A 15478-nucleotide genomic window follows, 5' to 3' on the forward strand; every position below is an offset into this window, starting at 1 on the left:
GGCTGAGTCGATGCGGCGGCCCTCGACGCCGGCGTCGCTCGCTTACTCGCCCGAGAGCCCGGGGACCGTGTTTCTGACCGTCTCGCGGAAGTGGCTGCTCAGTCCGAGGAGCGCCGTGAAGTATGCGACGGCACCGAACCCGACGACGAGCAGCAGCGAGACCCACCCGGTAATCGAGACGGCGTATTCGAGGACCGACCAGACGAGGGCAAACATGACCGCGCCGGCGACTGTCTGTTCGAGCATCGGACGCGTGAACACGACGCCGCCGAACTCGCGGTGGGCGACGTACTGGAAGACGGCGTGTCGAACGACCTCCGCGGCGACCGTGCTGGCGACGACGCCGACGAGCCCGTAGACGCTCCCGAGCACGACCGCGGCCGGGAGGTGCAGGAGGACGATGAAGCTGTTCACCCGGAAGACGAGCTCCGGGCGGTCGGTGCCCTGTAGGACGGCCTCGAAGGGGTGGCGGTAGGCATTGCCGATCTGGAACAGGGTCATCCCGACGACCACGAGTACCGGCGTGTTGGCGAAGTCGCTACCGAACAGCGTCGTCACCAACTCCTTCGGCATCGCGGCCGCGCCGAAGAAGACCGGAATCGCGATGAGCCCCGCGTAGGAGATGGAGTTTATCAGGTCGAACCGCACGTCGCCGCCGACGGAGTCGACGCCGCTCGACTTGACGTTCAGCACGTTTCCGATGGTCGTCGCGAACATCGCCCCGGGCTGGGCGAGCTGAATCGAGACCGAGTAGTACGCGACCGAGGCCGGGCCGACGAACGCCTGGATGATGAGCACGTCGGCGCTAGAGTAGAAATTCGACAGCATCGAGGTCGGAACGCTCCACCGGGCGAAGTCGTAGATTCGCTCTGCGACCCGTTTCGTCGGGCGCGCGGGGAGAACGCGCGAGAGGACTGCGGCGAGGACGGCCGTTCCGACCGTCGCGATGGCCAGGCCGAGAACGAGCCCGAACGCCTCGAAGCCGAGCCAGTAAAAGAGCAGCTGGAGCGCGATGGTCAGGAGGCTCCGGATGCCGTCGACCCACGAGGAGACCGCCGGGTGACCCGTGCCGGCGTAGAGCTTGTTCGCGATGTTGAACAGTCCGAGCGACACCACCACGAGCACCACGCCGACGGCCAGTTCGCGGGTTCCGAAGTAGTCGACTGCGTAGGGTTCGAGGAGTACGTACGCGCCGGCGACGACGAGCGAGAACGCGAGGTGCGCGAGGAGCGCCGTCCCGAAAAAGGAGCCGGGCTCGACGCCGACCTCGCTCACCCGCTTTTTCACCGCCGCACCGATACCGCTCGGAACCTGCGTGAGGACGAATGCGGCGGCGAGGACGGTCCGGTACGTTCCCCAGCCGACGTCGCCGAGGAGGTTCGCAAAGATGACGACGCCGGCGAAACCGGTACCGGCGGTGAGGACCTTCGAAAACAGGGAAAGGAACGCCTCGCGGCCGATGGAGAGGCTGTCTGTCTTTTTCATGGGAGGCTGAACGACCGGCGTGCGAGGGAGTAGTCAGTCACGGCTGGGTCAGAGATAGCCGAGTTCGCGGAGGCGGTCCGCCGTCGCGCCGTCGACGCCGAGTTCGTCTTCGGCGGACCGGGCGCGCTCCGCGTAGTCGGCGACGGGCGTCTCGAAGAACGAGACGTCGAGCGACTCGGCGTCGAACGGTTCGTCGGTCTCGGCCTGCCAGCACGGGCGGTCGGCGTCGAGACGGTAGGACTCTCGACTCCCGTCGTCGGCCCAGACGAACTTGCGGTCACCGTCGTAGACGGCGCGGAGCATCCGGTTCGTGTCCCGCGCCTGTTCGGCGAGCTTGTGCTGTTTGCCGCTGTGGCCGATTCGCTCGACGGGAATCCGCGCGCCGGTCACGTCGGGGCGCTCCCCGCGGGCGAGGCCGACGAGGAGGTCGCCGAGCCGAAGGTGCGAGACGTATCCGTCGACGACGTCGGTCCCCTCACCGGGCGCGTTCACGACCACGAGTGGGACGTGCGTCAGCGCTTCGTTGAGGCTGCTTTCGGTGTGACCCCACAGGCCGCCGTCGGCCTCGAACGCGAGGTTGTCGCCGTGGTCGGAGGTGACGACGAACGTCGTCTCCTCGTCGGTCGCCGCCCGCACCTCATCGATGAACGAACACACCTTGCGGTCGAGGTAGTCGATGGCCGCGCCGTAGAGGTCGCGGTAGCGCGTCATCTCGGTCTCGTCGCCCTCGGCGACGATTCGCGACCAGTCGAGGCGCTCGGAGCTCCACGAGTTCGGCGCGTCGTGGAGACTCCCGTCGTAGCCGAGGATGTGCCGTAGGGGACCGTGGGCGTCCATGAAGTTCGTAAAGAGGAAAAACGGCTCGTCGGACGCGCCGACGAGGCGGTTTGCCTGCCCGATGAGCGTCTTCGCGCCGTCGTCCATCGGCTTCGGAACCGGCGCGGTCGCAAGCGTGTTGTCGACCTGGACTGCCGCGCCGTTGAGGAGGCTCTGGACCGGCTTGTCGTGTTCGAGCGCGCGCCTGAGAAACTCGAGTTGTTTCCCGAGGCCGGTCTTCTCGCAGGACTGGCCGAACCGGGCCACGTCGATGCCCTCGGGAAAACGCCGGTCGGGAGAGATGTTGGAGAACTCGTCGAAGAAGCCGTCGAATCCGAACGACGACCCGGCCCAGACGTTGGCGCTCACGCCGAGCGCGCGGTGGTCCGGAAGCTCGGCGAGAAACGTGTCGTCGCGACCGATACCCGAGAAGTCGCGGTGATAGGCGTGAACGCCGTGTTCGTGGGGGAGCGTCCCCGTGAACATGCTCGCGTGGCTCGGGGCGCTCCAGGTGCTGGCGGTTCGGCACTGGTCGTAGACGATGTCCGCCCGCTCCTGGAGCCGCGAGGAGAAGGAATCGAAGAAGTCCTTTCGGACAGTATCGAGACAGATAAGGACGACATTTCTCATACGTCGGTACAGGTGGGTGATGTGGCGGCCATAGAAAGGTTCTTCGGGACCGAAATCGCCGCCGAAACCGCCCGAAATCGGGAGGAAGCGGTCGCCGACCGGCGCGTCAGCTGTTCAGATGTAGCCGAGGTCGCTCAGGCGCGCCTTCGTCGTCTGGTCCACGTCGTGGTCGGTGCTCGCGGTGACGGCCTCGCGCTTGTACTCGTCGAGCGGAACGTCGAAGAACGCCTCGTCGAGGTCGCTGACGTCGACGTCCTCCGCCGCGAGTTCCTGCCAGTTCGGTCGATCCGGGTCGAGTCGGTGGCGAAGCCGAGTCCCGTTGGAATCCCACTCGTACTTGTCGACCCCGTCGTAGACGACGCGGATCATGCGGTCCCACTCGCGGCGCTCCGCCTCGGACGCGTCGGCGGCCATGTTGGAGCCGATTCGCTCGGCGGCGATGCGCGCTTCGAACACGTCGGGCGTCTCCCCGCGGGCGAGTCCGACGAGCAAGCGACCGAGGTCGACGTGCGAGAAGTAGCCGGTCTCGCTGTCGTCGTAGCCCTCGGGCGCGTTGACGACGAGAAGCGGGACGTGGAGCAGCCCCTCCGTGAGGACGCCCTTGTGGGCGAGGAGGCCGCCGTCGGCCTCGAACGCGAGGTTCTCGCCGTGGTCGGCGGTGATGACGAACGTCGTCTCTCGGTCCGTCTCAGCCTGCACGCGGTCGACGAACGAACACACCTTGCGGTCGAGGTAGTCGATGGCCGCGCCGTAGAGCCCGCGGGTGTGTTCGATGTGCTCCCGGTTCTCTTCGAGTTTGCCGGAGACGTTGACCTCGTGGGTGCTGTATTCGCCCGTCGTCCACGAGTACGGCGCGTCGTGGAGGTCTGAGTCGTAGCCGCGGACGTGGGTGAGCGGACCGTGGGCGTCCATGAAGTTCGTGAACATGAAAAACGGGTCTGCGTCGCCGTGTTCGCGGACGAGCTTCACCGCCTCGCGCGCGACGATGTTTGCCCCGTCGTCGAGCGGCTTCGGCACGGGGAGCTCGGCGAACTGTCGGTCGAACTCGACGAGCGCGCCGTTGGCGAGGCTCTGGACCGGGTGGTCGCTGGCGAGCGAGGCTTTCAGGAAGGCGAGGTAGCGGGCGAGCCCCGTCTCCTCACACTCCTGTCCGAACTTTTCGGCGTCGATGCCATCGGGGAACCGCCGGTCGGGCGAGACGCTGGTAAAGTCGTCGAAAAGCAGGTCGAAGCCGAACGCGTCGCTGGCGTAGACGTTCGCGCTCGACCCGAACGCCCGATGGTCCGGGAGGTCAGCGAGAAACGTGTCTTCCCGACGGAGCCCTGAGAAATCCCGGTTGTACACGTGAATCCCGTGTTGGTGCGGTAGTTTCCCGGTCATCATGCTCGCGTGGCTCGGAACGCTCCAGCCACTCGCAGCCCGACACTGGTCGAAAGAGGCGTCGGCCCGCTCGCGCAACCGCTCGGCGAACCGGTCGAAGTAGTCCTTCCGGACGGTGTCGAGGCAGATGAGGACGACGTTTCTCATTTCGGGTTGTCGGCGATTCTTCGCCGGAGGTTATAGCACCTTCGAGTGCGCCGACCGCTGAGCAACAGATATTTGAACGCACCTGCCACACCACCGAAGCAATGAACACCGTGTTGATCACCGTCGACGCGCTCCGGGCCGGCCACGTCGGCCAGTACGGCTACCAGCGGGACACGCTTCCGGTCCTCGACCGCCTGCTCGACGACGACTCGACGCTGTTCACCGCCGCCTTCGCCAACGGGACCAACACGGGAATTTCGGTTCCGTCGCTTCTCACCTCCCGGTACCGCGGGGACGAGCACGCTCGCGACGGGCCAAACATCGCCTCTCCGCTCCCCGACGAGGTATCGACCGCCGGCATCCATTCGAACACCTATTTCGCGAGCCGCGTCCCCCGCCCGGCCGACTTCGACCACTTCGACGACTTCGGCATCATGGACTCCGAGGACTCGGGGTCGCCGTCAGCGGCCCACAGGCTGTTTCGGCGGACGATGGACCTCGTCCGTCCGACGGTCGAGTCGCTCGGGATACGTCCCCTCGCCGAACGGATTCAGGAGGCCGTCTTCCCAGCGTCGCTCATCATGGAGCAGACGGTGTACGAGAACGCCGAGAAGACGACCGACCGGGCCCTGGAGTGGCTCGACGGCGTCGACGGCGACTTCTTCCTGTGGGTCCACTACATGGACCCACACCGCCCCTACGGCATCGACCTCGAGGACCCGGCGTACGGCGAGCCCGCCGACGAGTCGGAGATTCGCCGTCTCATGTCCAAGGCGGGAATCCACCCCGAAGACGTGACCGAAGCGGAGCGTCGGCGAATCGTCGACCTCTACGACTCTGATATCCGGTACACGTCCGACCACATCGACCGCTTCCTCGACGGGTTGCAGTCGCTCGGCCGCTACGACGAGACGGATATCATCCTCACCGCCGACCACGGCGAGGAGTTCGCCGACCACGGGAACTACTACCACCGGAACCGCCCCTACGACGAACTGACGCACGTCCCGCTCGTGGTGAAGTCCAACCGGGGCGACGGCGGGGTCGTCGACGAACAGCGCGAACTGCTCGACCTCGCGCCCACGGTAGCGCGAAACCACGGCGTCGAACCACCGAGCGCGTTCCGCGGAACCGACCTCTTCGAGGGCGGTCCCCGGCGGGCCGTCTCGACCGGATCGTTCAGCGACGCCGGCCCCGTCGTCGGCGTCCGCGAGGACGGCTGGAAGTACATCGCGGTCGACGGCGAGGAAGACGAACTGTACGACCTCCGCGCCGACCCGAAAGAGCGCGAGAACGTCGCGGCCGACCACCCCGACCGCTGTGCCTCGTTCCGGTCGGAGATTCCGCCGCACCTGCTGCGCGAGACGACCGAGGGCGTCCCGGAGGCCGACGACGTGAGCGAGGACGTACAGAAGCGGCTCGAAGAACTCGGATATATGGATTGACCGCGAGGAGACGTCGCCAGCGGCGATAGCGTGGTGTCGTCCCGCTACGACGGGACGCTACAGGTAGCCGAGCGAAGAGAGCTTGCTGTCGAGCCCGACATCGTCGGGATCGGTGGATGCGGCGGGCGGCTCGTGGGTTCCCTCGTCAGTCGCCTCGGTGACGACCCACGGAACGCGAATGAGTTCCGGGACTGGGGTCGATTTGTGGTGGCCGTACAGCCCCCACTCGCCGAAACACTCGCCGTGGTCCGACGTGATTATCACCCGCTCCGAATCGAGGTTCGAGAGGAGGAGTTCGAGGTCGTCGAGCGCCCAGCGTAGGTTGTCTAGGTAGCCCTCCCACGCCTCCTCACGAGTTATCTTTCCGTCGAGAATCGCGCCGAATATCCCGGACCGGTCGTTCGCGTCGTCCTCGATGGCGAGCGCCCCGCAGTCGTGCTTCTCGAAGTGCGGGTACGGCGTGTGCGGCTGTTGGTACTGGATAATCGTTCGCGCTGGATCGAGTTCGCGGTGAGCCGCTATCGAGCGGTTCGTCACCGTCCGCGGCCGGACGCTCCCGATGTCGGCCTCCCAGGCGTCCCGCCACACCTCGTCCAACAGCAACCAGTCGTTGGGGTCGAGCATGGCGTCAGAGTTCGGGTTGAACGTGACGAACGCCGTCTGATCCATCTCCTCGCGATACTCTTCGGTGAAGTTGTACCGCATGAACTCGCGGGAGTTCGACCCGAGCGAGGTGGCCGTCGGGACGCGACCGTTGGGGAGGAAATCGTACCCCGATGCGACCGCTTCGAGGGCGTCGGGACGGCACGTGTCCAAAATAATCAGCGCGTCCCAGTCCCGCTCGTATATCGGTCTCCCAAGTCGTGGAGCGCGTGAATACGCCCGCCGAACCGCGCCCCCCAGTAGCTCCGCGGCGCTGACTTTCGCCGCGGTCCCGAGATTCAGATTCTGATAGTACCACCGTGCGTTAGATACCCAATCGCCAAGCCCCATAGGGTACACTCCTTTCAGGGGGGTTTGAACGTTTCTCCACAGAAATACAGTTTGATAATTAGGAACCGGGTATCCTACCGGTCGGTGTGAGACCAGCGACGGTCACGTGTCGGCGTATTCGCAGAACGCCTTCCTGCCCGCCTGGCTGAACTCGTCGCAGTCGACCTGGAAGCCGTAGTGGGCTTCCATCTCGGGGAGCGTCATCCGCGTCGCTGCGATGCGCGCTTCGAGCGCGCCCTTCCGCTGGAACTCCGCCGGGGCCTCGTGTCGTTCGAGCGGGAGCGATTTCAGGTAGGCGTACGGGAACGTCGCGAGGTCGTAGAGGCGCTTTAGGACCTCGCGGGGGAGGCTCCGCGGTCGCTCGAAGATGTAGTGGTGTTCGTGGTGGAGCGTCCACCGAATCGCGCTCCAGAAGGAGACACCCGACTGGAAGTCGGTTATCTTCCCGTGGATGTCGCGGCTGATTTCGCCGCGCAGGTCGAAGTCGTAGCCCAGCGAGTCCGAGACGTGACCGTGGTCCAGCCAGATGAGCGCGTCGCGGGCGTACAGCCGTCGCCAGTGGTCGCGGTCCTCTGCGCCGCCCACGTCGTAGTACGGCACGTCGAGCAGGAGTCCGCGGGGGGCGATGTTCATCCCGCGCCCGCTGAGGAAGAAGGGACGGTCGACCTGCGCCTCCAGCGCGTGGAATATCTCGACGAAGTCCTCGATGACCCCCTCGTGGTAGTAGTCGTCCGTGTCGAGCGATTCGAGGACGTACTCGCCGCGGGACTCCTCGAAGGAGATGTTTCGGTCCCCGCCGAGCCAGTCGCACTCGTCCGACCGGTCAAGGACCGCCCGCAAGTTGTCGAATTCGGCCTCCAGCTCGCGGAGGATATCGCGGCTACCGTCGGTCGAACCGCCGTCGACGACGACGACCTCGTACAGCTCCTCGTCGACCTGCTCAACCATGCTCCGAAGCGACTCCTCGATGGTCTCGGCCATGTTGTAGTTACAGACCGCGATGGAGTAGCGAGGGGAACTGGGCATACTCAGAGTGCCCCACACGAGGTTAAAAATCAACTGTCCGGTCGTCATCGCAGTCGCGTGCTCATCGTATTCTCTATCAACATTGATAACTGGGGGGCAAGGCTGATATAGCACCACGCGGAGACTCCGTACAATGCGGAGCGTAAAGACGACTGTCGAATCCGTGGTTTCGCGGCTTGGTTACCCCGAGATTGCCACGACGCTCATCGACAAGTCGCCCGCGGAGACGAACTTCTCACGGGGGCGGAACGTCGGCATCGAATCCGGCTGTTCGATGCGAGGAGATATCTCACTCGGTGACGACGTGCACGTCGGTCCCGACTGCGTACTCAACGGGACGGTAGGTCTCGGACGGGGGACGAATCTCAACGGTCGGAACACACTCAGAGGGACCGTCGATATCGGACGATACTGTGCCGTTGCCCCCGGCGCGGAGTTCCGGTCGCAGAACCACACGACCGCGAACCCGACGCTGCAGTTGAAACTGTACCGACAGGTCACCGGCGACGAGTTGGCGTGGACCTCGAAAGGAGACATCGACGTCGGGAGTGACGTGTGGATCGGTTCGAACGCGACCGTCCTCTCGGGAGTCTCTATCGGCCACGGCGCAATCGTCGGCGCGGGGGCCGTCGTGACGAGCGACGTAGAGCCCTACGCGGTTGTCGCGGGCGTCCCCGCCGAACGAAAGAAGTGGCGGTTCGACGAACACATCCGAGAGGAACTGCTCGACACGGCGTGGTGGAACTGGTCGGAGGAGAAGGTAGCAGAGAACAGGCAGTTCTTCGAGACGGACCTCACGAGCATCGAGAGCGTCTCCGACGTGCTCGGGTGAGACTGCCGGACGAATTCGAATCGGAACCCCGGCTGATTACTTGTAGCCGAGATTCTCCAGGCGCTCCGTGACCTCCGCGGAGGTGGCGCGGCTGCTGGACTCGACGCCGTCGTCGGTGATAGTCGGCCGCTCGCCGTCGAGGACCGCCCACGGGACCGTCACGAGGCCGGGGTGGCGGTGGTACGGCAGGTGTTGGTGGTAGGTGAATGGCAGCGGCCACGACTTTGCTTCGACCACGTTGCCGTGGTCGGACGTGAGGACGATGCGCTCGTCGAACGCGTCGATGAGCCGTTGGACCTCGTCCATCGCGTAGGTCAGGTTCTCGCCGTACGCCTGCCACATCTCTTCTTCGTCGACGATGCCCTTGGCCGCGGCCTCGAAGACGTTTCCGGCGCGGTCGTCGCCGTCCATGTCCAAGTCCTCGAACAGTTGGTAGGTACAGAAGTGGAGGTCCGGGCGGCCGACGAACGGGACGTGCGGTTGCATCAAGTGGACGATGAGCCGCTTGTCCGGGTACTCTTCGCGCGCTCGAATCGCGGCGTCGATGATGGGTCCGGGGAGAATCGCCTCCACGTCGTCGTCGTAGGCGTCCTGCCACACTTCGAAGAGCTTGTGCCACTTGTCCGGCACCTTCTTCGAGACCTGCGGGTTGCCCGAGACGTAGACGATGTCGCCGTACTCGTCGGGGAACGAGACCGGGAGCCACTCGGGAGTCGCGCTCGCTCGACTGGTCTCCGCGCGGTAGTCGTCGAACTGGTCGAGGTCGACGAACTCCTCGAAGAGGTCGGCCCGGCACGCGTCAAGGACGACGAGCGTGTCCCAATCCGCGTCGACCACGTCGATTCCGCGCCTGCCCGGATACAGTTTCGTCTGAATCGCCCCGTTTCCCCGCCGCATCAGCGTCCCCCGCCACCAGTTCAAACTCCGGCCGTTCTCGGCGATCTGCGAGAGGCCGTATTTGATCCGGTCGAATGCGTTCGACATAGAGGACCGGACCCAACCGACCAAAGAAAAACTTTCTATGGCTTCGGAACAGGACGGGCCGCGACGGCGACCCGCCGTCACAGCGACCCCATAACCGTAGACGCCCCGCTACCCGGGTATCCGCTTTCGTCGACGGGTCGGACTTGAGAGCGACCCTATAACCGCAGACGCCCCGCTACAGGTACCCTAAGTCCTTCAGGCGCTCTTTCGTTGCGCCCTCGGCGGCATCGATACCCTCGCTCTCCTCGCGGACGCCGAGGTCGTCGAACGCGCCGAACGTCTCCGAGACGACGCCGTCGTCGGTATCGGCGGCCTTCCACGCGGTCTTCGCGTCGAAGATGCGAACCGTGCTGGCGGCGTCCTCCCAGGCCTGATACTGCACCACGCCCTCGTCGGTCGTCTCGTAAACGGTCCGTGAGACGCCTCCGTAGGGCATGACGGACCCGCAGAACTCCTCGGCGAGCGCCTGTGAGGGTTCGTCGAGGCCGTGGGTCGAGGCGACGACCGCCCCGTCGTCGGGGACGAACGCGTCGCAGTCCCACTCGCCGTCGAGGACAGCGTCGACCACGCGCGGGAACTCGGTGAGCGAGGCCGCCGCGGAGACCGTCTCGGAGTCCGCCTGCCCGGGGAACTTGACGACGAGCGGGACGTGGAGGACCGCCTCGTGTACGTCCTTGCCGTGGCCGGCGAGTCGCACATCGGGCTTGACCTGACTCTTCTCACCGAAGCCCTCGCCGTGGTCGCCGGTGACGACGATGAGCGTGTCCTCGTACTCGCCGCGTTCTTTGAGCGTCGAGACGAGGCGTTCGATTTGGGCGTCCATCTGTCGGATGGTTCCGTCGTACAGCCCCTCCATGGCGCGTTTCTCCCACCAGGGTCGGTGGCCACCGAGGTACTCCCACACTTGGTCGTCGACGTCCTGTTGGAGCTTCTGGAGGCGTTTCCCGCCCCAGTTGTCGTGTTCCGGGCGGGGTTCGTACGGCATGTGGCCGTCCATGAGGTTGATGCAGGCGGCCCACGAGTCGTTCCGCGTCTCCTCCCAGTCCAGAAAGAGGTCGACGTACACGTCCGCGGGTGTAGTCGCCTTCAGCGAGTCGGGGAGGTACTGCGGGTAGTCCCACGCGAGCTTCGTGACGACCCCATTTGCGAGCGATTTCGCCGGGTGGTCGTGGGACAGACACCGCTTGAGGTAGCCGGCGTAGTTGCCCTGTCCCTCGGTGAGCACGAAGTTGCTCGGGTCGAGACCCTCGACGTACGGGATGTTCCGCGCGCCCTCGACGGTCTGGAAGGTCTCTTTCAGTCCCACGTCCATCTCGGTGACCCACGTGTTCTCGGAGAAGATGCCGGTCGAGTAGCCCTCCTCGTCGGCGAGCCGCTCGAAAATGGTGTGTCCGGGTTCGAGCTTGTTTTTCGCGCCGGTGACGCCGTGTTCGGCGACGTGGTAGCCGGTGAAGATGCTGGTGTGGCTCGGCAGGCTCCACGAGCCGGGGCTGATACCGGTCTCGTAGACCGTGGCCTCGTCGGCGAGCGATTCCAAGAACGGGGTCGTCCGGTGTTCGTGGCCGTGCAGGCTAGTGTTGCTCGCACGGACGCTGTCCATGATGAGGAGTAGGATATTCATGATTCGGAGGTCTGAAACTCAGTGTTCGAGCGGTGCGTCGTCGGCGTCGCTGAGCGAGAAAACGTCACCGGCCCACGACGCGTCGTACTCGATTTTCGACGGGGAGATGACGTTCACCTTCGCGAGCGCCAGTTTGAGCGCGGGGACCGCGACCTGCTTCGGGTGGCGCTTGAACAGGTAAAACAGCCATTCGAGGTGGGTCCCCACGTCGAAGTCCGACTCGGTATCGTGGTGCGGGACGATGCGACGGGGCAGGCGGTGAACCTCCGCGCCGGCCTTCTCGGCACGAATCGCGAAGTCGGTATCGCCGCCGTGTTCACGGTGCTCGTCGAAGCCGCCGACGCGTTCCCACAGGCTTCGGTGAAATATCATGAATCGAGTGAGCGTCCACCGCATGGGCCAGAAGTCCTCCAGCCCGACGACCTGGAACTCGTGCATCGAGTCGACGAGGTGTGCCGCGAGCCGAGTGGGGAAGGTGATGTCGTCGTCGGCGACGATTATCCACTCGTTTTCGGCCTCCTCGATGGCTCTGTTTCGCGCGTAGTTGCGGCCCTTGTCGGTGCGGACGACGACGTCGAGCCACTCCGGGGCGGTCTCACTGGAGTAACATCGCTCTCGGTTGCTCGCGACGACGAGCGACGCGTTGGAGAGCGTGGCGGTCACGTCGAGCGCCCGCGCCGTGTCGTCGCGGTACGGCGCACCCTCGTGGCTCCTGTCTTCCGTATCCCCGTCGGCCATACTGAGTGCTATCAGAAGGTCCCGTATAAAGAGTGTCGTTCGCGCGGGTCGGCCTCGCTCGGCCGCGAAACAGCGACGAGACGGCCGCGAACCCACGCAGAATCGAGTCTCTCCCGGAAATAGCCCGTGTCGGCGGTGAAACCGAGTCATAAGGCTTATGCGGGTTTTCCCAGTCCATCGAAGCGATGAGCGCAGACACAGAGCGTATCGAGGACCCCGACTCGAAGTCGGTCCTCGAACTCGCTAAAGACTGGTATCACGTTCCCGCCCTCCTCGTGATACTGGTCGCCATGTTGGCCGTCCGCCTTCGGTCGTATAGTACTTTCATCAGGGACGGTGATGTCCTCTTCTCCGGGAACGACGCCTGGTATCACCTCCGAGAGGTGACGTACACCGTCCAAAACTGGCCGTCGACGATGCCGTTCGACCCGTGGACGTACTTCCCGTACGGGACGAGCGTCGGCCAGTTCGGGACGATTTACGACCAGATTATCGCCACGGCCGCCCTCGTCGTCGGACTCGGTAGCCCGTCGCCCGACCTCGTGGCCAAGGCCCTCCTCGTCGCGCCGGCAGTCTTCGGGGCACTGGTCGCTATCCCGACGTTCCTCATCGGTCGCCGCCTCGGCGGTCGGCTTGGCGGTGTCTTCGGGGTCGTCATCCTCGCGCTACTCCCCGGGACGTTCCTCCAGCGCGGCCTCGTCGGCTTCGCCGACCACAACATCGCAGAGCCGTTCTTCCAGGGCTTCGCGGTCGTCGCCATCATGATTGCTCTCTCGGTGGCGAACCGCGAGAAGCCCGTCTGGGAACTCGTCGCCGCCCGCGACTTCGACGCCCTCCGCTCCACGCTCATCTGGTCCGCGCTCGCGGGCGTGGGAATGACGCTCTATATGTGGGCGTGGCCGCCGGGCATCCTCCTGGTCGGCATCTTCGGCCTGTACCTGGTCCTCCAGATGGTCGCGGACTACGTCCGCGGTCAGTCCCCGGAACACGTCGCATTCGTCGGTGCAGTCTCGATGCTCGTCACCGGCCTCCTGATGTTCGTCCCCCTCACCGACTTCTCGTTCAGCGTGACGAACTTCAGCCTCCTCCAACCCGTGTTCGCCTTCGGTATCGGCGCGGGCGCGGTGTTCCTCGCCGCGCTGGCCCGGTGGTGGGAGTCTAACGACGTCGACGACCGCGGCTACCCGGTTGCGGTCGCCGCCCTCGGCCTCGTCGCCGTCATCGGTACGGCCGTCGTCCTCCCCGACGCCTTCCGTCAGGTGAGCGTCAACTTCCTCCGCACCGTCGGCTTCAGCGCCGGTGCGGCGACGCGGACCATCGGCGAGGCACAGCCCTTCATCGCCGCGAGCGTCCTGCAGAACAGCGGCATGACCGCGACCGAGCGCATCATGTCCGAGTACGGCTTCACGTTCTTCACCGGCCTCGTCGGTGCTATCTGGCTCGTCGGCAAGCCGCTCGTCCGCGACGGCGACACTCGGAAAATTGGCTACGTCGCCGGCAGTCTCGCCGTCTTCGGCGTTATCTTCCTGATTCCGGCCATCCCGGCCGGCATCGGCGAGCTCCTCGGCCTCGAATCCTCGCTCGTCAGCCTCGCCATCGCGAGCGCCCTCATCGTCGGTGCGGTGCTGCAGGCCGACTACGAGAGCGAACACCTGTTCGTCCTCGTCTGGGCGGCCATCATCACCTCGGCCGCCTTCACGCAGGTCCGCTTCAACTACTACCTCGCGGTCGTGGTCGCGGTGATGAACGCGTACCTCCTCCGCGAGATTCTCTCGCTCGGTATCATCGACCTCGCCGGCACCGACCGCCTCGACGACGTGTCGTACGGGACGGTCGCGGTCGTCGCCATCGCCCTGCTTCTCGTCCTCACCCCGGTGCTCGTCGTGCCGATTCAACTCGGCAACGCCGGCACCAGCAGCAACGCCCTCCAGTCGTCCCAGACCGGACCGGGCACGGTGACGCAGTGGCAGGACAGCTTCGAGTGGATGCAGAACAGCACGCCCGAAGAGGGGCAGTTCGGCGGCGCATCCAACGAGATGGACTACTACGGAACCTACGAACGAACCGACGACTTCAACTACGCCGAGGGAACGTACGGCGTCATGTCGTGGTGGGACTACGGTCACTGGATAACGGTCCTCGGCGAGCGCATCCCGAACGCCAATCCGTTCCAGCAGGGCGCGACCGAGGCCGCGAACTTCCTCCTCGCGCCGAACGAGGAGCAGGCCTCCGACGTCCTCGCCGACATGAGCGAGGAGGGTAACGAGACCCGCTACGTCATGGTCGACTGGCAGATGGCCTCGACCGACTCGAAGTTCGGTGCGCCGACCGTCTTCTACGACGAGTCGAACGTCTCCACGTCCGACTTCTACAGTACGATGTACCGCCTGCAGGAGCAGGAGGGACAGACGAGAGTCGCCGCTGTGTCGAGCCTCAAAGACCAGCGGTACTACGAGAGCCTGATGGTCCGGCTCTACGCGTACCACGGCAGCGCCCGTGAGGCGTCGCCCATCGTCGTCGACTGGGAAGAACGAACGTCCGCCGACGGGGAGACCACGTTCAAGGTGACGCCGTCTGACGGGCAGGCGGTCAGAGTGTTCGACAATATGACCGCCGCCGAGGAGTACGTCGCGAACGACCCGACCTCGCAGATCGGTGGCATCGGCACGTTCCCCGAGGAACGCGTCGCCGCCCTCGAACACTACCGCCTCGTGAAGTCCTCGAACAACTCGGCGCTCCGTTCGGGGTCCTACCAGAACTCGCTCATCCGCGCGGGCAACACCTACGGCATCCAAGCGCAGGCGCTCGTTCCCAACAACCCCTCGTGGGTCAAGACGTTCGAGCGCGTCCCCGGCGCGACGGTCGAAGGCAGCGGTGCCCCGGCCAACGCGACGGTGACCGCTCGCGTCCAGATGCGCGACCAGACAACTGGTACGAACTTCACGTACACGCAGCAGGCGCAGACCGACGCCGACGGTGAGTTCACGATGACGCTCCCGTACTCCACGACCGGCTACGACGAGTACGGTCCGGACAACGGCTACACGAACGTCGACGTCCGCGCGACGGGCGACTACACGTTCACCGGGCCGACGACCTTCGCCGGGAACAACACCGTCGTCAGCTACCAGGCGCAGAACGTCGCCGTCGAGGAAGGCCTCGTCAACGGTGCTGAAGACGGTGCCGTAGAGGTCACTCTCGAACGGAACGAACAGGAGTTCAACCTGACGGAGAACTCCGATTCAGACGACTCGCAGACGAACGAGTCGGCATCTACCTCGGCGTCAGTCGACGCCAGCGCGGTTTCGGTCGCCGCGTAAGGTTTCGAACCGGGCCGGGCTGCCGCCCGGTCGCTGATCGCCGTTTCGACGCGTTTCTCTT

Annotated in this window: 11 protein-coding genes; 3 read left to right on the forward strand and 8 right to left on the reverse strand. The window is 65.2% G+C overall.

Annotated elements, in window-relative coordinates:
• Positions 1-42 precede the first annotated feature (42 nt).
• From BN984_RS14090 to BN984_RS14100, 3 genes are all read right to left on the reverse strand, one after another.
• Positions 43-1485, reverse strand: coding sequence for a lipopolysaccharide biosynthesis protein (locus BN984_RS14090; RefSeq protein ID WP_049968472.1), 1443 nt, complete (start codon positions 1483-1485; stop codon positions 43-45).
• A 48-nt stretch (positions 1486-1533) separates the two neighbouring features.
• Positions 1534-2931, reverse strand: a complete 1398-nt coding sequence (locus BN984_RS14095; RefSeq protein WP_049968473.1) for a sulfatase-like hydrolase/transferase — start codon at positions 2929-2931, stop codon at positions 1534-1536.
• Between the two features lie 114 nt (positions 2932-3045).
• Entirely contained in the window at positions 3046-4458 is a 1413-nt protein-coding gene (locus BN984_RS14100; protein ID WP_049968474.1) for a sulfatase-like hydrolase/transferase, read from the reverse strand.
• Between the two features lie 101 nt (positions 4459-4559).
• On the opposite strand from BN984_RS14100, the gene BN984_RS14105 reads away from it, so the two are divergent.
• Positions 4560-5903: a sulfatase-like hydrolase/transferase gene (locus BN984_RS14105; RefSeq protein ID WP_049968475.1), complete on the forward strand. Its 1344-nt coding sequence runs from the start codon at positions 4560-4562 to the stop codon at positions 5901-5903.
• A gap of 57 nt (positions 5904-5960) precedes the next feature.
• Here BN984_RS14105 and BN984_RS14110 read toward each other — a convergent pair whose 3' ends face one another.
• Both BN984_RS14110 and BN984_RS14115 read right to left on the reverse strand, forming a co-directional pair.
• Positions 5961-6719, reverse strand: a complete 759-nt coding sequence (locus BN984_RS14110) for an alkaline phosphatase family protein (RefSeq protein ID WP_008093412.1) — start codon at positions 6717-6719, stop codon at positions 5961-5963.
• Between the two features lie 279 nt (positions 6720-6998).
• Positions 6999-7922 carry a glycosyltransferase family 2 protein gene (locus tag BN984_RS14115; RefSeq protein ID WP_081909207.1) on the reverse strand — a complete coding sequence of 308 codons (924 nt, stop codon included), beginning with the start codon at positions 7920-7922 and terminating at the stop codon, positions 6999-7001.
• Positions 7923-8055: 133 nt separating this feature from the next.
• Between BN984_RS14115 and BN984_RS14120 the strand changes: the two genes are divergently transcribed.
• Positions 8056-8754: a CatB-related O-acetyltransferase gene (locus BN984_RS14120; RefSeq protein ID WP_049905203.1), complete on the forward strand. Its 699-nt coding sequence runs from the start codon at positions 8056-8058 to the stop codon at positions 8752-8754.
• Positions 8755-8790: 36 nt separating this feature from the next.
• On the opposite strand, the gene BN984_RS14125 is transcribed toward BN984_RS14120, so the two are convergent.
• From BN984_RS14125 to BN984_RS14135, 3 genes are all read right to left on the reverse strand, one after another.
• On the reverse strand, positions 8791-9738 hold the full coding sequence (locus BN984_RS14125; RefSeq protein WP_008093414.1) for an alkaline phosphatase family protein: 948 nt from the start codon (positions 9736-9738) through the stop codon (positions 8791-8793).
• 175 nt (positions 9739-9913) lie between these two features.
• Positions 9914-11359 (reverse strand): sulfatase, encoded by a 1446-nt coding sequence (locus BN984_RS14130; protein ID WP_049968476.1) that lies wholly within the window; start codon positions 11357-11359, stop codon positions 9914-9916.
• An 18-nt stretch (positions 11360-11377) separates the two neighbouring features.
• Complete coding sequence (locus BN984_RS14135) at positions 11378-12097, reverse strand: glycosyltransferase family 2 protein (protein WP_008093415.1); 720 nt, start codon at positions 12095-12097, stop codon at positions 11378-11380.
• 185 nt (positions 12098-12282) lie between these two features.
• Here BN984_RS14135 and BN984_RS14140 point away from each other — a divergent pair, with 185 nt between their 5' ends.
• On the forward strand, positions 12283-15417 hold the full coding sequence (locus tag BN984_RS14140) for an oligosaccharyl transferase, archaeosortase A system-associated (protein ID WP_049968477.1): 3135 nt from the start codon (positions 12283-12285) through the stop codon (positions 15415-15417).
• Positions 15418-15478 lie beyond the last annotated feature (61 nt).

It is taken from the genome of Haloferax prahovense, assembly GCF_000723845.1.
GTDB classification, from domain to species: Archaea; Halobacteriota; Halobacteria; order Halobacteriales; family Haloferacaceae; genus Haloferax; species Haloferax prahovense.